We start from the raw sequence: 23,580 nt of genomic DNA, 5'->3' as shown, positions 1-23,580 counted from the left end.
AGCCTAGAAAAATGTCACCCCCTGGGCGAGCGGCAATTCCCGGGAATAGTTGATGGTATTGGTCGCCCGCCGCATATAGGATTTCCAGGCATCGGAGCCTGCCTCACGGCCGCCGCCGCTCGCCTTTTCGCCGCCGAAGGCACCACCGATCTCTGCCCCCGAGGTGCCAATATTGACGTTGGCGATACCGCAGTCACTACCGCAGGCCGACAGAAACAGCTCCATTTCGCGCAGATCACTGGTGAAAATCGCCGAGGCAAGGCCTTGCGGAACGGCGTTGTGCAGTTCGATGGCAGCGACAAGTTCGCGATAGGTCATGACATACAGAATCGGGGCGAAGGTTTCCTGACTGACGAGCGATGTTTGGCGCGGCATTTCGACCAAGGCCGGGCGAACGTAGAAGCCGCCGACGGCTCCCTGCACCGAAACGCTTTCGCCGCCATGGATCCTGCCGCCGTCGGCACTGGCGGCAAGCAGCGCCGATTGGTGGGCGGCGAAGGCGGCGGCGTCGATCAGCGGGCCGATCAGCACCCCATCGCGGCGCGGATCGCCAACCACCAGGCTGGCATAGGCGTGGACCAGGCGGGGCAACAGGACAGGCGCAACCGACTCATGGACGAAGAGCCGGCGCAACGAAGTGCAGCGCTGCCCGGCGGTGCCGGCGGCGGCGAACACGATGGCACGCAGGGCCAGATCGAGATCGGCAGTGGGCGTCACGATCATGCCGTTATTGCCGCCCAGTTCAAGCAGGCAACGCCCGAAGCGAGCCGCCACCCGGGGGGCGACGGCGCGCCCCATGGCGCTGGAGCCGGTGGCGGAGAGCAGCGCCACCTCGGGATTGTCGGTCAGGGCGGTGCCGACGGCGCTGCCGCCAGGCAGCACGGCCGATAATCCGGCCGGCGCTTCCGGCAGCTCGTCAGCGACGGTGGCCAGCAGCGCGTGGCAGGCGAGCGCGGTCAGCGGCGTTTTTTCCGATGGCTTCCAGACCACCGCATCGCCGCAGACCAGGGCCAGCGCCGTATTCCAGGCCCAGACCGCGACCGGAAAATTGAAGGCGGTGATCACCCCGCAAACGCCCAGGGGATGCCAGGTTTCCATCAGGCGGTGGCGCGGGCGTTCGGAGGCAATCGTCAGGCCGTACAACTGGCGCGACAGGCCGACGGCGAAGTCGCAAATATCGATCATTTCCTGGACTTCGCCCAAGGCCTCGGTGCGAATTTTCCCGCTTTCGATGGTCACCAGTTCGGCCAATTCGACCTTGTGCCGGCGCAGGGCCTCGCCGAAGCGGCGCACCAGTTCGCCGCGCCGGGGGGCCGGCACCATGCGCCAGGCGAGAAAGGCGGCCTGCGCGGCAGCAACCGTCGCCTCGACTTCGGTCGGCGTTGAACTGCGCAAGTTGGCCAGACGGGCGCCATCGATCGGCGAATGGACGGCGAGATCGCCGGCCTCCAGCGGAACGGTGTTCCCGAAATCGGCCAGCAGCTTGCGGGCTTGAGCAGCGGTGTTTCCCATGGCAGCCTCCTGATTCAGGCGAATGCAGTGCCTCAATGGCTTGTTTCATTATAGGAAACGCTACGTGGAAGCTTGCCCGACTGGATGCGCAGTGCAGCGCACATGATAAAATTGGCCGCTTTTTTTCCGGAAACGGCGGAGAGCAGCATGAGCAATCTAACCCAAGGCGATCGCGTATTTCACCCCAACCAGAAGGGCTGGGGGCTCGGGAAAGTGCTCAACGTAACGCCCGACAGCATTGACGTTTTCTTTGTCGGCACAGGCGCCAAGCGCCTTTCGCAATCATTTGTCCAGCTTGAAATCGCCGAAGGAACGGCGGCGAAACACCGCCTGCTGGACAACCTGATCGAAACATCGCAAATCGGCAGCGTGGACTTCGTGACACCCGCCATGGCCATCGAACGCTTCCTGGCGATCCACCCGGATGGCTTTTCAGCGCCCAGCTTTGTCAAGGAAGAGCGCGAAGCCAGCGTCCGCGCCCACCAGTTCGCCGTCCAGTTACTCGGTGAAAGCGAGATTTCGGAATTGATCGCCGAAGGCCGCTATCAGGACGTCTGCGATCGTGCGCGGCACATCGAATCGGTGACCAATCTACTGACCAAGGGTGAAAAGACGGCTTTCTACAGCGCGCTGGAGACGCCGATGAACCAAAAGACCTTCTCGATCGGTTTGGCCGCCTACCTTTACGGGACGGATTCGGAAGAAGATCGCTTCAAGGCCTTCACGCGCGTCCTCGACCTGCTCGGCATCAACCGCTGGCCGTATGCGACCCTTTTCGGCTTCATCCGCTTCCCGCAGGAAAAGGCCTTCATCAAGCCGACCGTGATCCAGAATGTGGCCAAGGCATTTTGCTGGCGCATCATCTACAAGGCCGAACCGAACTGGCGTACCTATGCCGCGGTACTGCGGCTTTACAATCACCTGCGCACCAGCCTGGTCGAAGAAGGCCTGATGCCCAGAGACATGATCGACATGCAGTCATTCATCTGGTCGATCGGCCAAAAATAAATCCGGAACCCGCTCGCCGCTGCCGGTCAACGGCGAGCCGCCCCATTATTCGCAAAGGAAAAACATGAACTCGCAAGCATTGGCAGAAAAGCTCAACAAACTCGGTTTCACCCCGGTCGCCCTCAGCGAACCGTCGAAAAAAGAGGACGGGATGATCGTCATCACCAAGGGCGTCCACGTCCAGGTCCCGCTGCACGGCGACGAACCCAACGTGGTTCGCGAGATCAGCAAGGGCGAGTACGAGTTCTACGATGCGCACAAATCGATCAATCGCCTGATCGAGGATCTGCAGGCCGCGCTGCAGGACGAAAAGGCGATGGGTTCGCGCTAATCCCGGATTCCCGGCTCCTCGGCTCGGCGAGCGGTCAACAGCCCGTGTTCAGCGGGATGTTGACCTGATCCGATCAAAGCACGGTCTTGATCAGGAGCCCCAGTACCGCGCAGGCGGCAATGACATGGATGACATTCCGCTGGAAGCGGAACAGCGCGATGGCGGCCGCCAGTGCGATGAGTGCTGAAATCCAGTCGAAACTGCCACCGAAGCCCTTCGGCCACAGCACGTGGTAGCCGAAGAAGATGGCCAGGTTCAGGATGACGCCGACCACGGCGGCGGTGATCGCGGTCAGCGGTGCCGTGAACTTCAGGTCGTTGTGGGTCGTTTCAATGAGCGGCCCGCCGGTCAGGATGAAGATGAACGACGGCAGGAAGGTAAACCAGGTGACCAGGCTGGCCGCCACGGCGCCGGCCAGGAACAGGCTATCGGGGCCGAAGACGGCCTTGAGGTAAGCGCCGACGAAACCGACAAACGCCACGACCATGATCAGCGGCCCCGGGGTGGTTTCGCCCAGGGCCAGCCCGTCGATCATCTGCAGTGGCGACAACCAGCCATAGCCCTCGACGGCGCCTTGATAGACATAGGGCAATACGGCATAGGCCCCGCCAAAGGTCAGCAGGGCCGCCTTGGTGAAAAACCAGCCCATCTGGGTCAGGGTGTGCTCCCAGCCGTAGGCCGCGGTCAGGGCAGCCATCGGAATCAACCAGAGCAACGCACCGGCAACCAGCACCTTGAGCAGATGCGGCCAACTAAAGATGGCATGGGCCGGGGTCGGCGTATCGTCATCGATCAGCGCCCGGCCGAACGACTTATCACTCTTGCCGTGGCCGCCGCCCGCCTTGAACAGTGCCGGTGCAACCCGGCCACCAAAATAGCCGACCAGCGCCGCAGCCACGACGATGGCCGGGAACGGCACGTCAAGCGCAAAGATGGCGACGAACGAGGCAGCGGCGATGGCCCACAGCGCATTGTTTTTCAGCGCCCGCGAGCCGATGCGATGGGCCGCCTGAACGACGATGGCGGTCACCGCCGGCTTGATGCCGTAGAACAGACCGGCGACCAGCGGCATTTCCCCGAAGGCGATATAGACCCAGGACAGGGCAACCAGGATGAACAGCGAGGGCAGCACAAACAGCCCCCCGGCGAAGATGCCGCCCCAGGTACGGTGCATCAGCCAGCCGATATAAGTGGCCAGTTGCTGGGCTTCCGGGCCGGGCAGCACCATGCAGTAGTTCAGCGCATGCAGGAAACGGCGCTCGGAAATCCAGCGCCGGTTCTCGACCAATTCCTGATGCATGATCGAAATCTGGCCGGCTGGCCCGCCGAAACTGATGAAGCCGAGCTTCAGCCAAAAAAGGAAGGCCTGCCAGAAGCTGACCTCGGGCGGCGGAAAATCCGGATTTTCGCTTCGCTCGGCGGAGACTGCCTTGTTCATGATCGGGTTGTTTCTCGCAGGAAACCAGAAGTCCGGCAAAGATACAGCCTCCGGCCAAAAAAAGTCAGCGGCGCCCCCTCCTCCGGCTAAGCTTCGGCACACTCCGCCACCCAGCCCAGGGCCTTGATGCAGGCGCGGGCGATCGGTGGCGAGAGGGCGGCGTGGCCGGCGCCGGCGACCGGGAACCAGGTCGCTTCCGGCCAGGCGCGGTGCAGTTTTTCGGCCGAGCCGGGCGGACAGACCGGGTCGGCCATGCCCTGGACGATGGCGGCCGGGATATGGCGCAGGCGGTCGACGCCGGCCAGCAATTGGCCGTTGGCGACAAAGCAATGATGGGTCAGGTAGTGCATCTGCACCTGAACCTTGGCCAGTTGCCCGGCATCGGGCACGGTGGCCAGCGGTGGCTCGCCCATCAGCGCCCGCTCGTAATCGAGCCAGGCGGTGGCGGCGGCCAGCGCGGCCTGCGGCTCGTTGCCAAGGATGCGCCGGGCGTAGGCGACGAGCAGGCCGTCACGCTCGGCGACCGGCATGGCCGCAGCAAACTTTTGCCAGGCTTCCGAGGCACCGCCATTGGTGCCCTGGACATAGGCCTGGATCTCTTCCGGCGAACCGAGAAAGATGCCGCGCAGCACCAGGCCGAGTACGCGTTCGGGGAAGAGCTGGGCGTAGGTCAGCGCCAGCAGGCTGCCCCAGGAGCCGCCGAAGACGATCCAGGCGCGAATGCCGAGCGCCTCGCGGACATATTCGAGGTCCATCACCAGATCGGCGGTGGTATTGGCCGTGCGTTCGCCGCGCGGCCGGCTACGCCCGGCACCGCGCTGGTCGACAAAAATCGCACGGTAGCGCTTGGGGTCGAACAGCCGGCGCTGGGCCGGCGAGCAGCCGCTACCCGGGCCGCCGTGCAAAAACAGCACCGGCAGGCCGTCGACCGCAGCGCACTCCTCGACATAGAGCAAATGCCCGTCGCCAACTGCCATCTGGCGGGCGCAATTGGCCCGGCTGGCGGGGAAAAGGTGGTCGTCTGGCAATCAGGCCTCGATCAGTCCGTTACGGACCGCAACCAGCGTCAGCTCGGCGGCGTTGTGCACGTTGAGCTTCTGCTTGATGTGATAAAGATGGGTGCCGACCGTGCTTGGGCTGAGACAGAAGTCGGCGGCGACGTCGTTGACCGAGCGGCCTTCGGCCAGCTTCAGGAAGACCGCCAGCTCCTTTTCGGTCAGCGTCTCGACCGGGCTGGCCGAGCCGGACAACTGGGCCAGCGCGACGGTCTGCGCCAGTTCGGGGTCGAGGTAGCGGCGGTCGTTGGCGACCTGGCCGACGGCGCGCAGGAACTCGTCCGGCGACGCCCGTTTGCACAGGTAGCCACGGGCACCGAGCTTGAGGGCGCGTACCGGCACGATGTCGTCGTTATGCGCCGAGAGCATCAGCACCTTGGCCTTGGCCTCCCAGACGAGCAGGCGTTCGAGCGCGGCGAGGCCGCCGATGCCGGGCATCGAGACATCCATCACGACGACGTCGGGATTGGTTTCGGCGTAGAGGCGGACGGCGCTTTCGCCGTTGTCGGTCTCGGCGACCACGCTCGCCCCCGCCCCTTCGAGCAGCAGCCGGAAACCGAGGCGGACGACGGCGTGGTCGTCGGCGAGCAGGATGCGTTTACCTTGCAGTGAGTTGTTCATGCCACTTCCTCCACAGAGATCGCGACGGCCGCGGCCGGCAGCCGAACCAACAGGCGGAAGCCGCCGCCCAGCGGTTTTTCGAATTTGAGATGGCCGCCCAGCGCCGCCACCCGTTCCTGCATGCCGGCCAGCCCGAAGCCGCAGCCGGCCTGGGGCGACGGCCGGCCATCGCAGCCCTGGCCGTTGTCGGCCAGGCTCAACTGCAGCCAGTCGCCCTGCCGGCTGAGCCGCAGATCGACGCGGCTGGCCCGGGCATGGCGGACGACATTGGTCAGCCCTTCCTGGACGATGCGGATGACGGCCTGCGCCACCGCGTCGGCCAGCGGCGACTCGCCCGGCGCCAACTGGCTGCTCAGCGCGATGCCTTCGTTTTGCTGGCGCCAGCCGTTGAGCAACTGCTCCAGCATCGGGACCAGGGCGCGGCCGGCGGCCGGGCGCAGGCGGTGCAGGATATTGCGGACACCGTCCTGCATCTCGCCGGTGACGGCGACGATGCTTTGCGCGTGGCCGTGCAGCGCCGGCTGCTCGCCGGTGCGCTGGACGATGGCACCAGCCAGGGCGCGAACGGCGGTGATGCCCTGGGCCAGTTCGTCGTGCAGTTCGCGGGCGATCAGCTTGCGTTCTTCCTGCAACCGGGCCTGCATCTGCTCGGCGACTTCGCGTTCGGTTTCGAGGTGTACGTTGTCGTTGACCGCCGCCGTCAGGCGGTCGGCCATGCCGTTGAAGGCACGCGACAGGCGGCCCAGTTCCGGCGTCGCGAACACCGGCAGGCGGGTGTCGAAGCGGCCGCTGCCGGTCCGGTCGAGGGCCTGCATAACCTGCTCCAGCGGGCGCAGGGCGCGGTCGAGGGCGCGCCGGCTGGCGACGAAGATGCCGGCCAGCAACAGCACGGCCCAGCCGGCCATGGCCAGCAGGTCGTCCCAGGCGTCGATCAGCGAGCGCGAGGCATCCGGCTGCAGGGTCAGTTGCAAGTCGCCAACGGTCAGGCTGCGACTGGCGAACTGTGGCGCCAGCAAGGCGGCGAACCAGCCCGGCACCGAGCGCCCGGCCTTGTAGGTCGGCGGCGGCGAGCGGTAGAGCACGCTGCCGTCGACCGTCGTCACCGTCAGCGCATTGGCGCGGATGCGGCCGAGCGGCTTGACGATGCCGAGCAGGCGGCCGGGCAGCACGGCCGGCGACAGTTCGCGTAGTTCGCCGGCCAGCGCCTGCAGCCATTGTTCGGAAACCCGGCTCGCCGCTTCAACTTCCTCATGCATCGCGCTGCGCGCGCCGTGCAGCCAGAAGCCGGCGAGGACCAGCAACAGGCTGGCGGCCAGCGCCGTGAAGACGAGGCCGACCCGGGTATGCAGGCTAAGCCTGCGGTCGACCGGTAAAAAATGGCAAAAACCGCGCATCACAGACCGCCGAAGACGTAGCGCATGCCGACCCAGGCGGCACGCGGCGCACCGGGGGCAACGAAGGTTTCGCGGCGCCAGTCGCCGGAATCGTTCTGGAAGGCGCCAGCGCTGTTGAAGGGGTTTTCGGCCAGCGCCGCCGCCGTCGCGTAGCGCTTGTCGAAGACGTTATTGACCTTGGCGAACAGTTGCCAGCCGGCGCCCAGCCGGGCTTCGGCATTCAGGTTGAGGATGGCGTAGCCGGCGGTCTTGCCGGCGCCGTCGAAAGTGCGCGTATTGCCGAAGGCGTCGGTGTAGGTGCCGGCCTGGTGCTGATTGTTTTCGTTGCCGCGGGCGTACTGGCCGGAAAAGGCCTGGACGTCGCCGCCCAGGCGCAGCCAGTCGGTCGCTTTCCAGCTCAGGCCGAGCTTCAGGCTGTGCGTCGGCAGACCGGGCAGGCGGTCGCCCTTCTTGACGTAGATTTCGTCGTCCTGGCCACTGGCCGTACATTCGGCCGCCGTACCGCGCGAACTGTTGTTTTCGGCAAGCAGGCAGGCGCCGGACTGGAAGGTGGCGTGCAGGTAACTGTAATTGGCGAACCAGTCGATGCTGCGCTGGCGGCCGTTGAGGCCAAGTTCCAGACCCTGGCGCTGGGTCTTGCCGAAGTTGGTGAAGTAGCCGGCACTGGTCGAGGTGCCGACGAACAGGATGTCGTCGGTCGACAGTGTGCGGTAGACGCCGGCATTCCAGCCGATATCGGCGCTCAGCTTGCCGCGCAGGCCGGCTTCCAGGGTACGGGCGACGACCTGTTTCAGGTAAGGGTCGGCCGCCATCGAATTGGGCAGCGTGCACGGGTTGGCCGGGTCGGCGCAGCCGAGTTCGATCGGCGTCGGCACCCGGTTGCCCTGGCTGAAGCCGGCGTAGGCATTGAGCGCCGGCACCACCTGCCAGCTCAGGCCGACGGCCGGGTTGAGCTTCTTGTAGCTGTGGTCGCCGTCGAGATTGGGGGCGGTCCGGTTCAGTTCGTCGAAGGTGGTGACGCGGCTCATGTTGTAGCGGGCCGAGCCGGTCAGGTGCAGGTTGGGCAGCAGGCTGTAGGTATCGGTGACGAACAGGCTGGCCGTCCGCGTCGAGCCGTGCAGCGCATTCTGTTCGGTCTCGGCGCCGACCTCGGAGATGCCGCGCGTCGCATCGACGACGCCGAGTTCCTGCGTCTGCTGGAACTTCATCTTGGCGTAGTCCAAGGAAGCGCCGACGGTCAGTTGCTGGCGTGCCGTGTTCAGGTTCCACTGGCCGCTCAGGCCGCTGCCCTGCTGCGTCGTCCGGGTCCGGTTGTTGGCGCCGGACTCCTGGTTCGAGATGCCGTCGTAGGTACCGTCCTCGAAGTCGTCGTTCATGTCGCCGTTCAAGGTGCGCGTCTTGCTGCGCCGATGGTAGATGTTGCCGGACAGGCTTTGCGTGTCGTTCAGCCAGAGGCGGCCGCTCAGGGCGAGTTGGGTCAGGTCGTTCCGCGTCTGGTCGGGGTGGGTGAAGATCTGGTCGCGGCGGGTGGCGTACATCGATTCGGGCAGCAGGCCGTTGCCGGTCATCTTGGTGACGGCCCGGGTCAGCGTCAGGTCGGCCTCGCCGGTCGCGCTCTTGTGCGACAGCTTGCCGAAGAGCTGTTTGGCCTCGGACTTCGAATAGTCGCGCCAGCCGTCTTCCTTGAACCAATCGGCGGCAAGGTACCAGCCGAGCGAGCCGGCGCTGCCGCCATGTTCCAGTTCCAGGTTGCGGCGCCCGAAGCTGCCGCCGGAAACCTCGATCTTGCTGCCCGGATTGCTGAAACCGCTCTTGGTGCGAATGGCCAGCGCGCCGCCCAGCGTGTTCAGGCCGAACACCGGGTTGGAGCCGGGCACCAGGTCGATGCCGGCAATCGCCGAATGCGGCAGCAGATCCCAGTTCACCGTATCGCCGAACGGCTCGTTGATGCGCACGCCATCGAGATAGACCGACAGGCCCTGCGCCGTGCCGAGCAGCGGCGAGGCGGTGAAGCCGCGATAGTTCACATCGGCCTGGTAGGGGTTGCCCTGGATCTCGTTGACATTGACGCTGGGCAACTGGCGCAGCATGGCCTCGGGCAGGTTCAGGCTCTCCTGTTCCTCCAGTTGCTGGCTGCTGATCGACTGCACGTTGGCCGGCACATGCAGCTTCGGCACGCCGAGGCCGGCCAGCGGCGTGTTGCCGACGACTTCGACGGTTTCGGTTTCGATGACCTGGCCGGCGGCGACGGCGGGGCCGAAGGCGGCGGCCAGTGCCAGGGCGAGCAGGGACGGTTGCGGGAATTGTCTCTTCATGTTGCTTTTTTGAGTTTGTAGTTGATCGGAACGACGACCTGGATTTCGTTGGCTTCCAGCGCCTCGGGCAGCGGCGGCAGGCCGGGCAGCGCTTCGACCATGGCCAGCGCGTGCTCGTCGAGCACCGCGAAACCGCTGCTCCGGTCAACCTGGACGCCGAGCAACTGGCCCTTGCGCGCCACTTTCAGACGCAGCCTGACTTCGCCCTCCCAGCCGCGCAGCGCGGCAATGCGCGGGTATTCCTGCTGGCGGGCGAAGAGGTCGCCGAGCCGGCGGCGGTAGCCGTCGAGCAGTTCGCTGTCGGGGCGGGCGGCAGCGCTGGGCGGAGCGGCCGGGCTGGCGGCGGGGCTATGCTCGCTGGCCGCCGCTGCCGGAGCGGCGGGCGTTGCGGGCGCGGTCTGGGCCGGCACATTGGCCGGCCCGGCAGAGGAAGTCTCGGCACGGGCTGAGGGGTGCTCGGGACGGGACGGGAACTGCCGGGCCTTCGGGGGGATGGCGGCGGCAACGCGGGCCGCTGGGGCGGGCGTTGCGGCCGTCGATCCGGATTCGGATGCGGATGGCGCTGGTGCGAGAAAGCGCAGGGTGGCGAAAATCGGCGGCAGGACGACCGGGCTGGCCTGGCGCTGCCCGTTGATGACGGCGAACAGGCCACCGTGCAGGACCAGCGAAAGGAGCAAAATAAGGCCGAAACGGCGGTTGACCGCCGGCCTCGCGGAACGCCCTTCGGCGGCGAGGCGCAGGGAACCCTGAAGCAGCGCGGCGCTCATCATTGCGCCGCCCCCAGCGCTTCCTGCTCGGCGGCCGGGAACAGGTGGCCGACCGAACGCCGATATTCGCTGGCCGCCACCGGCAGGCCGGCGAACTCGGCCGGCAGCGGCAAGGCCAGCACTTCGTTCATGTCCAGCCCTGCGCGTGCCGCCTGCTGCATGGCGCCGCGCAGCCAGAGCAGCCAGGCGCGGGTCTGGCGGATCGGCGCCGCATCGCGGGCGACGGCGCCATGGCCGGGGACCAGCGCCGTGAAGCCGGCTTCGCGCGTCACTGCCTCCAACTGGTCGAGGGCGGCCAGCCAGTGGGCGAGGTCGGCATGCGGCGTGGTCGGGGCGCGGCCGTTGAAGACGAGGTCGCCGGCGAACAGCACGCCGCTGGCCTCGTCGTAGATGGCGAGGTCGGCACCGGTATGGCCGTCGAGGGCGATCAGCCGCAACCGGCGGCCGGCGATCTCGCTGTGGCCGGCCGCCAGCGCCCTGCTCGGAGCGACGACTTCGGTGCCCTTCATCCAGTCGCCGGTCAGGCGGTACAGGTTTTCGGCAAAGGCGTTGCCTTCGCTGGCGATGCCGTCGATGGTGGCAGGCAGCGCGGCGAGCGGCGTGCCGGCGAAGGCCTGGTTGCCGAGGAAATGGTCCGGGTGGTGATGGGTATTGATGACCAGGGCCAGCGGCCGCGGGCTGACCCGGGCGATGGCCTGGCGCATCTGCTGGCCGTAGCGCAGCGAGGACCCGCTGTCGATGACGATGATGCCGCCCGGGGCGACGATGAAGCCGGTATTGACGATATTGCCGCCGTTGGCGGTGCTGAAATCCTCGTTGCGGCCGATGAAGGCGTAAACACCCTCGGCGACCGGCTGCGCCTGCAGGCCGTAGTCGAACTCGGCGGCAGTCGCCAGGCCGGCCAGTGCGCAAAGAACGAGGCTGAACAGCTGTTTCATGGCGCGATGCTGGCCTTGAAGCGGTTGCCGTTGTTGTCGCGGCCGCTGGCTTCGACCGGGCCGCTGACCTGGCCGCGATGCAGCGTGAACACCGGGTTTTCGGCGACCGGCTCGTAAGTCTGGACGCGCATCAGGCGCTGCCCGGCGGCATCGGCGATCTCGATCTCTTCGAGGTGGAAGGCCGGCGTGCCGGCGACCAGGCCGGTATCCATCGGATGCACGATGCTCAGGCGGACGCGGCCGGTCTGCGGCCCTTCCGACCATTGCCGGCCGCTCACCGCGTTCAGCCGCTTCTGCCATTCCTTGGAGGCGGAGGCGGCGGAAGGCGCCGTACAACCGCCGCCGACCGTATTGACCCAGGTTCCGCCGACATGCCAGACGCCGTCGGCGGTGCGCACCGCGGCGCGGACCGGCGTCGATTGCTGCAGCTTGACGCGGAAACCGAGGTAGGCGCCGCTGCCTTCCGGGAAGAAGCGCAGCACCTGGACGATCGGGTTGAAGTCGGCGAAGACCAGCACTTCCTGCACATTCGGCAAGGCGGTGGCATCGATGGTGACCGGCACCTGCATCGGGTTCTCGGCGGTGGACGGAGCAATCACCTTGACCCGCGGATCGAAGAGGACCGGTGCGCCACCCAGCACGGTTTTCTGCATGTCGCCCCAGCGCGCCGAGGCCAGCGGATCGCCACTGTCCTGCAGCGCGGCGGCATCGGCCGGCGGCATCAGCGCGGCCAGCGCAATGGCGGCAATGGTCAGTGGAAATTTCATGCGGTCTGCTCCTCTCGCCCCGACGGGCTGTCCTGCCGAAGAGATGTGCAAGCGGCGTGCCAAAAGCAGCGGCTGGCCCGCCGATGCCGGCCATTCAGGCCTTGGGGGAATTTTGCTCCTTTTGAGCGGTCCACCGTAGCACTGCGATTGCGCAACTTTGGAGCACTTGTGTTCATTTGCAGCAACCCATTCCCGGCCGCGCGCAACACTACGGCAGCAGCAGGCCCGCCGATGCCCACCGGCACCAGCGGCCGGCTTGGCTCGCCGACAGCATGGCACAGCCCTTGCAGACCGCCTCTCCTGCCGGGGTTCGATTCAGGGAATGGAAGGAAGCCCCGGGCATTTCATTCCACAGCGCTGTCAGCCCTCTCCGCCAACGCCGCTGTCGGGATCAATGGATAAACCAAGGAGACAATCCATGCACAGACACACCCTCCCCCAACGGCGCTCGCTCGGCCTTGCCCTGCTGGTCGCCGCGGCCTTCGCCGGCAGCCCGGCAATGGCCAAGGACGTCACCGATGCCGATATCCTCAATGACGCCAAGTCGCCCGGCGATGTCGTCAGCTTCGGCCTCGGCACCCAGGGCCAGCGTTACAGCCCGTCCACCCAGATCAACGCCAAGACCGTCAAGAACCTGGTCCCGGCCTGGTCGATGTCCTTCGGCGGCGAGAAGCAGCGCGGCCAGGAATCGCAGCCGGTCATTTCCGACGGCAAGATGTTCGTCACCGCCTCCTACAGCCGCCTGTTCGCGATCGATGCGAAGACCGGCAAGAAGCTGTGGAAGTACGAGCACCGCCTGCCCGACGGCATCATGCCCTGCTGCGACGTGATCAATCGTGGCGCAGCGCTGTACGGCAACCTGGTCATTTTCGCCACACTCGACGCCCAACTGGTCGCCCTGAACCGCGACACCGGCAAGGTCGTCTGGAAGGAAAAGCTCGGCGACTACGCCGCCGGCTACTCCGCCACCGCCGCCCCGATCGTTGCCAAGGGCAAGCTGATCACCGGCATCTCCGGCGGTGAATTCGGCGCCGTCGGCCGCATCGACGCGCGCGACCCGATGACCGGCAAGCTGATCTGGACCCGGCCGACCGTCGAAGGTCACATGGGCTACCGCTATGAAGACGGCAAGGAAATCGAGAACGGCATTTCCGGCACGACCAACGCGACCTGGGAAGGCGACCTGTGGAAGACCGGCGGCGCCGCCACCTGGAACGGCGCCACCTACGATCCGGACACCAACCTGATCTTCGCCGGCACCGGCAACCCGGCCCCGTGGAACAGCCACCTGCGCCCGGGCGACAACCTGTTCTCGTCGTCCACCGTCGCCATCGACGCCGACACCGGCAAGATCGCCTGGCACTACCAGAACACCCCGCACGACGGCTGGGACTTCGACGGCGTAAACGAATTCGTCTCCTTCGACTACAAGGATCCGAAGACCGGCAAGCTGCTCAAGGCCGGCGGCAAGGCCGATCGCAACGGTTTCTTCTTCGTCAATGACCGGACCAACGGCAAGCTGCTCAACGTCTTCCCCTTCGTCAAGAAGATCACCTGGGCTTCCGGCTACAACATGGAAACCGGCCGGCCGAACTACATCGATGAAGGCCGTCCGGGCGACCCGGCGCAAGGGGCCGACGGCAAGAAGGGCAAGGTCGTCTTCTCGGCGCCCTCCTTCCTCGGCGGCAAGAACCAGCAGCAGATGGCCTACAGCCCGCAGACCGGCCTCTTCTACGTGCCGGCCAACGAGTGGTCGATGGACATCTGGAACGAACCGGTCTCCTACAAGAAGGGCGCCGCCTACCTCGGCGCCGGCTTCACGATCAAGGCGCTGAACGACGACCATATCGGCGTGCTGCGCGCCGTCGATCCGGCCACCGGCAAGATCGTCTGGGAAAACAAGAACTACGCCCCGTTGTGGGGTGGCGTGCTGACCACGGCCGGCGGCCTGGTCTTCTACGGTACGCCGGAAGGCTACCTGAAGGGCGTCGACGCCAAGACCGGCAAGGAACTGTGGTCCTTCCAGACCGGTACCGGCATCGTCGCACCGCCGGTCAGCTGGGAACAGGATGGCGAGCAGATGATCGCCGTCACCACCGGCTGGGGCGGCGCCGTGCCGCTGTGGGGCGGCGACGTCGCCAAGCGCGTGAACTTCCTCGAACAGGGCGGTTCGGTCTGGGTGTTCAAGCTGCACAAGTAAGCAACAGTCTCTCCTGCGGGCGCTCTGGCGCCCGACCCCCACGGCGCGGCGGCTTCGGCCCCCGCGCCGTTTTTCATGGTTTTCAGGCAGTCGACCGGCGGAATGCATCAGCGCGCCACCGCCCGGGCTTCGACAAAGGCCTGGATCGCCCAGACCAGTTCCGGGCTGAGCACGTTTTTCCACGGCGGCATGTGCATGACGCCAACAATGGTTTTTCCGTTCGCCACCGTCTTGCTGAAATAGGCGTCGTTGTCGGCCAGGCAGGCGGCCTGCACGGCCGGCTCGCCGATCCGCCGGCAATAGCGGTTGAGCTGGCGCAGATCGGGCGCCGGGGCGCCGGCCGGATTGGCATCGATGCCGTGGCAGCGGGCGCAGGCTTGGTTGAAGGCGGATTGACCGACTTCGATGGCCCGCGCATTGGCCCGATAGGGATTGGTCCTGACTTCGACGCCGAGGGGCGGCAGGCCGGATTGATCGACCACCGGGGCAACGGCGACTTCGCCAGCCACCGCCACAGCCACGAAGGCCAGGCAGCCAGCCAGCAGCCCGAAGCCGCGAGAAAGAGAAAGCCGAAGGCGCAGCGTCATTGCCAGTCCTCCGTCGGACAGCCGGTGCAGCCTTCGAAAAAGGCGTCGGGGAAAATGGTGTAGCGGCGATAGGCCCCTTCGAGATTGGCATCCTGCAGATTGACCGTGACGAACTTGGCTTCCTGCAGATTGGCGTTGCTCAGCCGGGCACCGGCGAACCAGGCGAAATTGAGCTTGGCCGCTTCGAGATTGGCCGCGGTGAGGTCGGCCCCGGAAAAGTCGGCCCGAAACAGGCGGGCGAACTCGAGATCGGCCCCCACCAGCCTGGCCTGGCGAAAGGTGGCGGTCGGGCCGCTGGCCTTGTTCAGGCGAGCCGCCGTCAGATCGGCCCTATCGAAAATGGCCCCGGCCAGATTGGCGCCGCGCAGATCGACGCGGGCCATTTTGGCGCCGGTGAAGTCGGCGCCGGCCAAGTTCTTGCCGGCCAGGTTGGCGTGGCGCAGATCGGCGCCGGGGCAGCGGGTATGCGGCCAGATGCCGCAGCCGTTGATGATCAGGGGCTCGATATTTTCCGGCGGCGCGGCGAATGCTGCGGTCGACAGCGTAAAAAAGGCAAAAATCAGGCAACGTCTCATCAATGACTCATCCGTTGGCAAAGCTGCCCCAGGCCCGGGCCGCCGACGCACCATGCGGCGCCGGCGGCTGGCGGCGGCGACCGCAGGGAGACGGCCGCCGCTGGACTTGAGGTGCTTATCGGGCTCGCAGATAAAATGGTTTGTCATTCCCGCGAAGGCGGGAATCCAGAAAAATCAATGAACTGGATCCCCGCCTTCGCGGGGATGACGAATATTTCAGCGTCTCCTTAGCGCTTGGCCATCTTCGGCAGCTTGAAGACCCACATCGAGCCACCCTGCGTCACCTGCTTGGTCAGGTCGGCCAGATCGCCGCCCCACAGCGGCACGGCGCCGCCGTAGCCGGACTGGATACCGATGTACTGCTCGCCATCCATTTCCCAGGTGATCGGCACCGAGACGACGCCGGAACCGGTCTGGAACTTCCATAGCTCCTTGCCGTTCTTGGCATCGAAGGCCTTGACGTAGCCGTCCGAAGTGCCGGTGAACAACAGGCCACCGGCGGTGGTCAGGGTGCCGGCCCAGAGCGGGAATTTCTCCTTGTGTTCCCAGGCGATCTTGCCGCTCTTCGGGTCGATGGCGCGCAGGATGCCGACGTGGTCGTCAAACAGCTTCTTGATCCGGAAGCCCTGGCCGAGGTAGGCGGAGCCGGCCTTGTAGGTCAGGTGCTCGGTCCAGTAGTCCATCGCCCAGTGGTTGGCGGGAATGTAGAACAGGCCGGTGTTCGGGCTGTAGGACATCGGGTGCCAGTTGGTCCCGCCGAGGAAAGGCGGCGAGACGAAGACCGATTCGCCCTTTTCGGCGCCCGGCTTGGGGGCCGGCGGCCGGTTGTCCTTCTCGATCGGCTTGCCGGTCTTGAGGTCGAAGCCGGAGGCCCAGGTGATGCCGTCGACAAACGGCCAGGCGCCGATCAGCGACGTCGGCTTGTTCGGGTAGCCGGCGCCGGTCGCCAGCTTTTCGCGGTCGGTGACGAAGAAGAAGCCGTTGCGATCGGCGTGGGCCGAGGCCTTGACCGTCTTGCCGCTCTTCGGGTCCTTGTACTCGAAAAGGACCACCGAGTTGTTGCCGGAAAAGTCCCAGGCATCGTTCGGCGTGTGCTGGTAGAAGCCCTTCAGTTCGCCGGTATTGGCATCGACGTAGGCCTGACCGGAGGTGAACAGGCTGTCCCAGTTGCGCGGATCGTCGCCTTCCTTGGTCCGCTTCCAGGTATTCCACGGCGCCGGGTTGCCGGCCCCGATCACCACGGTGTTGGTTTCGATGTCGAAGCTGGCCGTCTGCCACGGCGCGCCACCGCCGTGGTTCCAGGCCTCGACCAGCTTGCCGTCGGCGTCGCGCGGCCAGGACGGGGCGTTGGCATCGCCGGTCGTGACGCTGTCCTTGCCGTTCAGGCGGCCCATGTGGCCTTCGACCAGCGGCCGCGCCCAGACTTCCTCGCCGGTCTCCGGGTCGCGCGCGAACAGCCAGCCGACGACGCCGAATTCGTCACCCGACGAACCGTGCACCAGCAGCACCTTGCCGCTTTTCTGGTCCTTCACCACAAACGGCGCGCCGGTCATCGTGTAGCCGACCTTGTGGTCGCCGAACTTCTTCTTCCAGACGACCTTGCCGGTGTCCTTGTTGAGGGCGACGATACTGGCGTCGAGCGTGCCGAAATAAATCTTGTCGCCGTAGATGGCCGGGCCGCGATTGACCACGTCGCAGCACGGGCGGATGTCGTCCGGCAGGCGGGCCTCGTATTCCCAGATCCGTTTGCCGGTCTTGGCATCGATCGCGAAGATCCGGGAATAGGAACTGGTGGCGTAGATGACGCCGTCGTGCACCAGCGCCTGCCCTTCCTGGCCGCGCTGCTTCTCGCCGCCGAAGGAAAAGCTCCAGGCCGGGACCAGGGCCTCGACGTTCTTCGTATTGACCTTGCTCAGCGTGCTGTGGCGCTGCGCCTTCAGGCCGAGGCCGTAGGAGAGCACGTCGCCGGGCGTCTTGTCGTCGTTCAGGATGTCCTCCCAGCTCACCTTGCTGCCGGCCATCGCCGGGGCGCAAAGGGTGGCGGCCACGAGGGCGGCGAGAAGGGTCGGGCGGGGGTTGAACCGGGTTGCTTGCATTTTTTCTTTCGTCTCCAGATTGGTGTCGTAACGTTCCCGATGCTTCGGGCCGGCCTGGCCATGGCGACAGGCGAGCCGAGTATAGGAAGCGGATTTGCCCGCCGTCCCGGGAGAAGCTCCCCGACAAACCGGGAAAAATTCCCGAGCGCAGGGCGCTCGGTACGAAACCTGCTCTTCCCTTCTCATTGCAGACAACGGGGCCGGCGATGGATCTACGACGAAGACTGGTGGGCTATCTCGGCGCCCTGCTCGGCGGCCTGATGCTGATGGCGATCCTGATCAACCTGCATTCGCTGCGCGCCGACCTCAATGCCGAAGTCGATGCCTCGACCCAACTGGTCAAGGTGCTGCTCGCCGCCGGCCAGCCGGCGACCAGTCCGGCCCAGTTGCAGGCGCTGTTGGGCGAAGCGCCGCTGCGCCACCTCAGCATCCAGCCTGGCCCCGGGGCCGCCGCCGGCGAGAGCAGCCGCAGCTGGCTGAGCGCCCTGCTCGGCCTGGCGCCGCGCCACGAACCGGCGCAGACCATCCGGCTCGGCGAGCAGACCTTGCACATCGCGCCCAACCCGGCCTCTGAAATCGAGGAGCGGCTGGGCGACACTGTTCGACTTTGCATCACCCTGTTGTTCTATTCTGGAGCAACCCTGCTCGTTGCCTGGTGGGCGGCGCATCGCGCGCTGAGCCCGGTGCGCGAACTGGAAGCCGGCCTGCAGCGCCTGGCCCGCGGCGAAGCCGAAGCCGCCCTGCCCCCTTTCGCGCTGCGCGAGTTCAGCCGCGTTGCCGGCGCCATCGACGATCTGGCCGCCGCACTCAACGAGGGGCGGGCCGCCCAGCGCCAACTGGCCCGGCAGTTGATCGAGGTGCAGGAAGCCGAACGCAAGACACTGGCAAGGGAATTGCATGACGAGATGGGGCAGACGCTGACCGCCATCGGAGTGACCGCCGCCTATCTCGAACGCCATGCCGGCCAGCTCGACGCCGGCCGGGTCGCCGAATGCGCGCAGGACCTGCGCCGTGACGTCAAGACCAGCGGCGAGCAACTGCGCGGCATGCTCAGGCAGTTGCGGCCGCATGGCCTGGACGCCGGCGGGCTGGCCAGCGCCTTGCGCGAACTGGTCGGCAACTGGCAGCAGCGCGAGTGGGGCATCGACTTTCAGCTGACGATGCCGCCAGCGCTGCCGGCACTCGGCGAGGCCGCCGGTCTGGCGCTGTACCGCGTCGTGCAGGAGGCGCTGACCAATGTCGTCCGCCACAGCGGTGCCCGGCATTGCCGGGTCAGCATCGGCATCGCGGTGGACGAACTGCGGCTGGCGATCGAAGATGACGGCCAGGGGCTGCCGGCCAGCGCTGCCGCCCACCGGGGCGGCCTGCTCGGCATGGCGGAACGGCTGGACATGGTCGGCGGCCGGCTGGAAGTGGCCGGCGGGCCGGGCAAGGGGCTGCAGCTGCGGGTCAGCCTGCCGCTGACCGGTGAAGAACAACAGGAGGAGCAACCGTGATCCGCATCATTCTGGTCGATGACCACGCTGTCGTAAGAACCGGCTACCGTCGCCTGCTCGACGCCGAGCCGGGCCTGCAGGTGGTCGGCGAAGCCGCCAGCGCCGACGAGGCCAACGCCCTCGTCCTGCGCACGACGGCCGATGTCGCACTGGTCGATCTCAGCCTGCGCGGCAGCAGCGGCATCGAAGCCATCCGCGGCATGCTGGCCCGCTGCCCAACGCTGAAAGTGCTCGTCCTCTCCATGCACGAAGGCGCCGGCCACGTCACCCAGGCCCTGCGCAGCGGCGCCCTCGGCTACCTGACCAAATATTGCGAGCCGGGCGAGGTAATCGACGGCATCCGCCGCATTGCCGCCGGTAAACGCGTCTTTTCACCCGAAATTGCCCAGGTGCTGGCCGAAGAGGCGATCGATGGCGACGGCGCCCTCGCCCATCTGACGCCGCGCGAATTCGAAGTGCTGCGCATGCTGGTGCACGGCGAATCGGCCACCGGCATCGCCAGCTCGATGCACCTCAGCCCGAAAACGGTTCTCAACTACCTGACCCTGATCCGGCAAAAGCTCGACGCCGACAACGATTTCAAACTGCTCCACCTGGCCGCCCGCCACGGCCTGGTGGACATGAACCACGCGCTGGGCGCCTGAACCGCCCGCTTTTCAATGACCACCGGAGACAATCCATGAATAAAACCACCCTCAGATCCAGCCTGGCCGGCCTGCTCATGCTCGCCGCCAGTACGCTGGCCAGCGCCGCCGAGCACGCCACGCCGCGCGAGGCCCGCGCCCTCTTCGACCAGGCCGTCAAATACCTACAAGCCAACGGCCCGGAAAAAGCCTGGGCCGCCTTCAACAACAAGAAGGGCCCCTTCGTCAAAAAGGATCTCTACGTCTACGTCATCGACCTGCAGGGCACTTACGTCGCCAATGGCGCCGCCCCCGACAGCCTGATCGGCCTCAAGGTGCTGGACACCGTCGACGCTGCCGGCAATCCGCTCTTCCGCCAGATGATCGCCGTCACCGACAAGCAGCAGGAAGCGCGCATCCGCTACGTCTGGCTCAACCGCCAGAGCAACCACGTCGAACCGAAGGTCGCCTGGCTGCACCGCGAAGGCCAGCACATCCTCGGCGTCGGCTACTATGCCCCGCGCTCGACCGCCGACGACGCCAAGAAACTGCTCGACGCGGCCAGCGCCCAGGTCAAGAAACAAGGCATGGCCAAGGCCCTGGCCAGCTTCAACGACCCGCGCGGCCCCTTCGTGCGTGACGACCTCTACGTCTTCGCCATCAACCTGGCCAGCGGCAAGTTCGAAGCCCACGGCATGAACCCGAAATGGACCGGCACCAACGCCAGCGACCTGCACGACGTCGAAGGCCACCCGCTGGTCAAGGACATGCTCGAACTGGCCAAGAGCAAGGGCGAAGGCACGGTCGACTACGTCTGGCGCAACCCGGTCACCAACAGCGTCGAAAAGAAACGCACCTTCATCCGCCGCGAAAACGGCAGCCTGATCGGGGTCGGTTTCTACACCGAGTAAAGCCTGATCGCTCCAACCGGACGACCGCTGCGGTCGACCGGGTAAAAAGGGCAAAAAGCAAAATGGCGCATCGATCGGATGCGCCATTTTTATTGGCGGGGAGCAGATCGCCTGCGCCGGCAGGAACTACGCGTTGCCCTCGCCTTTCAACGCCAGGAATTCGTCGATCAGGCGGACCAGGATTTCTTCTTCGTCACCGTCGTCGAGGCCGAGCAGTTCGGCGACCATTTTGACCTTGCCCGGATTGACGCGCTGGCGGGGCGCAGCGGGCGGCGTGACCGGGGCGGCCGGCGCCTCTTCCCAGGGCGGGATGCTGGCGGTGGCGGGTGCCGTGGCGACCGGTGCCGCCGCTGCGGGAGCGGCTTCCGGTTCGGCTTCTTCCTTCTTGCGGCGACGGCCCCCTTCTTCGGAGAGCGCGCTGTCGATGACTTTCTTGGCCAGTTTTTCGCCTTCCGGCAGTTGCGCGGTCTGGACGATCAGCGTTTCGGCGCGAGCTTCGTTTTTCTGGGCGAGTTTTTCGAGCTGGATGGCGGCGCCGGTGCTGGCGATCTTGCCGGAATCGAGCAAGGCGCTGACTTTCGGCGACAGGTTGGCGGCGGCGGTGGCCTGGCTGAGCCAGGCGGAGCTGCGGCCAAAGTGGTCGGCGGCGGCTTCCGGCGTTTCGAAGCGCTGGGCGATGTTCTGGATGGCGTTGGCCATGTCGCGCGGCTCCAAGGCAGCGCGCACGCCGAGGCCGAGGTTTTCGAAAATGCGCACTTCCAGTACTTCGTCGGCCGGGCAGGCGTGGATCAGGGCCGGCACGCGCTGCTCGCCGGCCAGTTGGGCGGCACGCCAGCGCCGTTCGCCGACGATCAGGCGATAGCGCCCGCCACTGTCGGCCGGCTGGACGACCAGCGGGTGGATCAGGCCTTTCTTGGCAATGGCATTGGCCAGGCCCTTGAGGCTGGTTTCGTCGATTTGCTGGCGCGGATGCGCCGGGTCCGGCTCGATCAGCGTCACGTCGAGCATCTGGAACTGGATGGATGTGTCTTTGAAAGTCATGGCGGCTCGGCAAATCGGAAAGGGGCAGCATGTTCACCGGGATCGGACCATTTTTCAAGCCCAAGCGCTGCATTCGGGCAATTTGCCCTGCCCCATGGGTGCACCGCTCCAGAATTGAGCACCTGCTCCGGCGTTGATCAGGTGCATGACAAAGCAGTGTGTCACCCGCCGCCAACCAAAACACTTAAGTCATTGATTCAATGCAACCTTCAAAGCATTGGCACAGCTAGCGACGGCTTGGCACACGGCATGCACTTTATTAGGCACGAGACAGACAGGTAGCAATGTTCGATTTGAACCACGACCTGTCGGCCTTGAACCATTGTTCGCAACTCAATTTAAGAAACTGGAGACAAACATGCTCTACGCAGCTCCCGGTAACGCCGGCGCCAAAATCGCCTACAAGGCCAAGTACGACAATTTCATCAACGGCAAATGGGTTGCCCCGGTCAAGGGTGAATATTTTAGCGTCGTGACCCCGGTCAACGGCAAGCCTTACACCATGGCCGCCCGCTCCACCGCCGAAGACGTCGAACTGGCGCTCGACGCCGCCCACGCTGCTTTCCCGAAATGGGGCAAGACCGATGCGGCGACGCGTTCGAACATCCTGCTCAAGATCGCCGACCGTCTCGAAGCCAACCTCGAACTGCTGGCCTATGCCGAGACCGTCGATAACGGCAAGCCGATCCGCGAAACCCTGGCGGCCGACATCCCGCTCGCCGTCGACCACTTCCGCTACTTCGCCGGCTGCCTGCGCTCGCAGGAAGGCGGCATCTCGGAAATCGACGAGAACACCATGGCTTATCACATCCACGAGCCGCTCGGCGTCGTCGGCCAGATCATTCCGTGGAACTTCCCGATCCTGATGGCGGCCTGGAAACTGGCCCCGGCCATCGGCGCCGGCAACTGCGTCGTGCTGAAGCCGGCCGAATCGACCCCGATCTCCATCCTGATCCTGGCCGAACTGATCGCCGACATCCTGCCGCCGGGCGTGCTGAACATCGTCAATGGTTTTGGCCGCGAAGCCGGCATGCCGCTCGCCACCAGCAAGCGGATCGCCAAGATCGCCTTCACCGGCTCGACCTCGACCGGCCGCGTCATCGCCCAGGCCGCCGCCAACAACCTGATTCCGGCCACGCTGGAACTGGGTGGCAAGTCGCCCAACATCTTCTTCGCCGACGTCATGGACAAGGATGACGGCTTCCTCGACAAGGCCATCGAAGGTCTGGTGCTGTTCGCCTTCAACCAGGGCGAAGTGTGTACCTGCCCGAGCCGTGCCCTGATCCAGGAATCGATCTACGAGAAGTTCATGGAGCGTTGCCTGAAGCGCGTTGCCGCGATCAAGCAGGGCAGCCCGCTCGACACCGACACCATGATGGGTGCCCAGGCCTCGCAGGAACAGATGACCAAGATCCAGTCCTACCTGCAGCTCGGCAAGGACGAAGGCGCCCAGGTCCTGATCGGTGGCGAACGCGCCCACCTCGGCGGCGACATCGAAGGCGGCTTCTACATCCAGCCGACCCTGTTCAAGGGCCACAACAAGATGCGCATCTTCCAGGAAGAAATCTTCGGGCCGGTGCTCGCCGTGACCACCTTCAAGGACGAAGCCGAAGCCCTGGCCATCGCCAACGATACCCCGTACGGCCTCGGCGCCGGCGTCTGGAGCCGCAACGGCAACGTCGCCTACCGCATGGGTCGCGCCATCCAGGCCGGCCGCGTGTGGACCAACTGCTACCACGCCTACCCGGCGCACGCTGCCTTCGGTGGCTACAAGGAATCCGGTATCGGCCGCGAGACCCACAAGGTCATGCTCGACCACTACCAGCAAACCAAGAACCTGCTGGTCAGCTACGCCGAACAGAAGCTGGGCTTCTTCTAACCGGGCAACGCATCTCCTCCACTGGC

The 23,580-nt window shown here is 65.8% G+C and carries 20 protein-coding genes; 7 read left to right on the top strand and 13 right to left on the bottom strand.

Annotated elements, in window-relative coordinates:
• Positions 1–3 precede the first annotated feature (3 nt).
• Entirely contained in the window at positions 4–1,512 is a 1,509-nt protein-coding gene (gene amaB, locus GH663_RS10715; protein WP_066882654.1) for an L-piperidine-6-carboxylate dehydrogenase, read from the bottom strand.
• Between the two features lie 147 nt (positions 1,513–1,659).
• On the opposite strand from amaB, the gene GH663_RS10710 reads away from it, so the two are divergent.
• Together GH663_RS10710 and GH663_RS10705 are read left to right on the top strand one after the other, a co-directional pair.
• The gene (locus GH663_RS10710) at positions 1,660–2,520 is read left to right on the top strand and encodes a DUF3553 domain-containing protein (protein ID WP_157651260.1); all 861 of its coding nucleotides are present in this window, start codon (positions 1,660–1,662) and stop codon (positions 2,518–2,520) included.
• A 64-nt stretch (positions 2,521–2,584) separates the two neighbouring features.
• Complete coding sequence (locus tag GH663_RS10705; RefSeq protein ID WP_066882656.1) at positions 2,585–2,851, top strand: hypothetical protein; 267 nt, start codon at positions 2,585–2,587, stop codon at positions 2,849–2,851.
• A gap of 73 nt (positions 2,852–2,924) precedes the next feature.
• Here GH663_RS10705 and chrA read toward each other — a convergent pair whose 3' ends face one another.
• The 8 genes from chrA to GH663_RS10665 all read right to left on the bottom strand — a co-directional run bounded on the left by chrA (position 2,925) and on the right by GH663_RS10665 (position 12,146).
• Positions 2,925–4,289 (bottom strand): chromate efflux transporter, encoded by a 1,365-nt coding sequence (chrA, locus tag GH663_RS10700; RefSeq protein WP_153131635.1) that lies wholly within the window; start codon positions 4,287–4,289, stop codon positions 2,925–2,927.
• An 86-nt stretch (positions 4,290–4,375) separates the two neighbouring features.
• The gene (gene pip, locus GH663_RS10695) at positions 4,376–5,317 is read right to left on the bottom strand and encodes a prolyl aminopeptidase (RefSeq protein ID WP_066882658.1); all 942 of its coding nucleotides are present in this window, start codon (positions 5,315–5,317) and stop codon (positions 4,376–4,378) included.
• The gene (locus GH663_RS10690; protein ID WP_153131633.1) at positions 5,318–5,965 is read right to left on the bottom strand and encodes a response regulator; all 648 of its coding nucleotides are present in this window, start codon (positions 5,963–5,965) and stop codon (positions 5,318–5,320) included.
• Positions 5,962–7,359, bottom strand: coding sequence for a HAMP domain-containing sensor histidine kinase (locus GH663_RS10685; protein WP_153131631.1), 1,398 nt, complete (start codon positions 7,357–7,359; stop codon positions 5,962–5,964). Before GH663_RS10685 ends, GH663_RS10690 begins: the two co-directional genes overlap by 4 nt.
• Positions 7,359–9,674 carry a TonB-dependent receptor gene (locus tag GH663_RS10680; protein WP_066882661.1) on the bottom strand — a complete coding sequence of 772 codons (2,316 nt, stop codon included), beginning with the start codon at positions 9,672–9,674 and terminating at the stop codon, positions 7,359–7,361. Before GH663_RS10680 ends, GH663_RS10685 begins: the two co-directional genes overlap by 1 nt.
• Positions 9,671–10,444: an energy transducer TonB gene (locus tag GH663_RS10675; RefSeq protein WP_153131629.1), complete on the bottom strand. Its 774-nt coding sequence runs from the start codon at positions 10,442–10,444 to the stop codon at positions 9,671–9,673. The genes GH663_RS10680 and GH663_RS10675 overlap by 4 nt, the downstream gene beginning before the upstream one ends.
• Complete coding sequence (locus GH663_RS10670) at positions 10,441–11,379, bottom strand: quinoprotein relay system zinc metallohydrolase 1 (protein WP_066882663.1); 939 nt, start codon at positions 11,377–11,379, stop codon at positions 10,441–10,443. The genes GH663_RS10675 and GH663_RS10670 overlap by 4 nt, the downstream gene beginning before the upstream one ends.
• Positions 11,376–12,146: a quinoprotein dehydrogenase-associated SoxYZ-like carrier gene (locus tag GH663_RS10665; protein WP_066882664.1), complete on the bottom strand. Its 771-nt coding sequence runs from the start codon at positions 12,144–12,146 to the stop codon at positions 11,376–11,378. The genes GH663_RS10670 and GH663_RS10665 overlap by 4 nt, the downstream gene beginning before the upstream one ends.
• Before the next feature lie 418 nt (positions 12,147–12,564).
• Between GH663_RS10665 and GH663_RS10660 the strand changes: the two genes are divergently transcribed.
• The gene (locus tag GH663_RS10660) at positions 12,565–14,346 is read left to right on the top strand and encodes a PQQ-dependent methanol/ethanol family dehydrogenase (RefSeq protein ID WP_153131627.1); all 1,782 of its coding nucleotides are present in this window, start codon (positions 12,565–12,567) and stop codon (positions 14,344–14,346) included.
• 107 nt (positions 14,347–14,453) lie between these two features.
• Here GH663_RS10660 and GH663_RS10655 read toward each other — a convergent pair whose 3' ends face one another.
• From GH663_RS10655 to GH663_RS10645, 3 genes are all read right to left on the bottom strand, one after another.
• Positions 14,454–14,933 (bottom strand): c-type cytochrome, encoded by a 480-nt coding sequence (locus tag GH663_RS10655; RefSeq protein ID WP_066882666.1) that lies wholly within the window; start codon positions 14,931–14,933, stop codon positions 14,454–14,456.
• A complete protein-coding gene (locus GH663_RS10650; protein ID WP_153131625.1) occupies positions 14,930–15,508 on the bottom strand; it encodes a pentapeptide repeat-containing protein in 579 nt (192 codons plus the stop codon). The genes GH663_RS10655 and GH663_RS10650 overlap by 4 nt, the downstream gene beginning before the upstream one ends.
• Before the next feature lie 227 nt (positions 15,509–15,735).
• Positions 15,736–17,604 (bottom strand): methanol/ethanol family PQQ-dependent dehydrogenase, encoded by a 1,869-nt coding sequence (locus GH663_RS10645; RefSeq protein WP_153131624.1) that lies wholly within the window; start codon positions 17,602–17,604, stop codon positions 15,736–15,738.
• Positions 17,605–17,810: 206 nt separating this feature from the next.
• On the opposite strand from GH663_RS10645, the gene GH663_RS10640 reads away from it, so the two are divergent.
• From GH663_RS10640 to GH663_RS10630, 3 genes are read left to right on the top strand one after another with little or no spacing between them, the layout of a single operon-like run.
• Complete coding sequence (locus tag GH663_RS10640) at positions 17,811–19,100, top strand: sensor histidine kinase (protein WP_153131622.1); 1,290 nt, start codon at positions 17,811–17,813, stop codon at positions 19,098–19,100.
• Positions 19,097–19,744 (top strand): response regulator, encoded by a 648-nt coding sequence (locus GH663_RS10635; protein WP_211371120.1) that lies wholly within the window; start codon positions 19,097–19,099, stop codon positions 19,742–19,744. The genes GH663_RS10640 and GH663_RS10635 overlap by 4 nt, the downstream gene beginning before the upstream one ends.
• Positions 19,745–19,779: 35 nt before the next feature.
• Positions 19,780–20,634 (top strand): cache domain-containing protein, encoded by an 855-nt coding sequence (locus GH663_RS10630; protein WP_153131620.1) that lies wholly within the window; start codon positions 19,780–19,782, stop codon positions 20,632–20,634.
• 126 nt (positions 20,635–20,760) lie between these two features.
• Here GH663_RS10630 and GH663_RS10625 read toward each other — a convergent pair whose 3' ends face one another.
• Positions 20,761–21,675 (bottom strand): ParB/RepB/Spo0J family partition protein, encoded by a 915-nt coding sequence (locus GH663_RS10625; RefSeq protein ID WP_153131618.1) that lies wholly within the window; start codon positions 21,673–21,675, stop codon positions 20,761–20,763.
• A 358-nt stretch (positions 21,676–22,033) separates the two neighbouring features.
• Here GH663_RS10625 and exaC point away from each other — a divergent pair, with 358 nt between their 5' ends.
• The gene (exaC, locus tag GH663_RS10620) at positions 22,034–23,554 is read left to right on the top strand and encodes an acetaldehyde dehydrogenase ExaC (RefSeq protein WP_153131616.1); all 1,521 of its coding nucleotides are present in this window, start codon (positions 22,034–22,036) and stop codon (positions 23,552–23,554) included.
• Positions 23,555–23,580: the final 26 nt, after the last annotated feature.

The sequence above is a fragment of the Dechloromonas hortensis genome, assembly GCF_009469765.1.
Classification (GTDB): domain Bacteria; phylum Pseudomonadota; class Gammaproteobacteria; order Burkholderiales; family Rhodocyclaceae; genus Azonexus; species Azonexus hortensis.
This window is presented reverse-complemented; position numbering and strand designations above follow the sequence as displayed.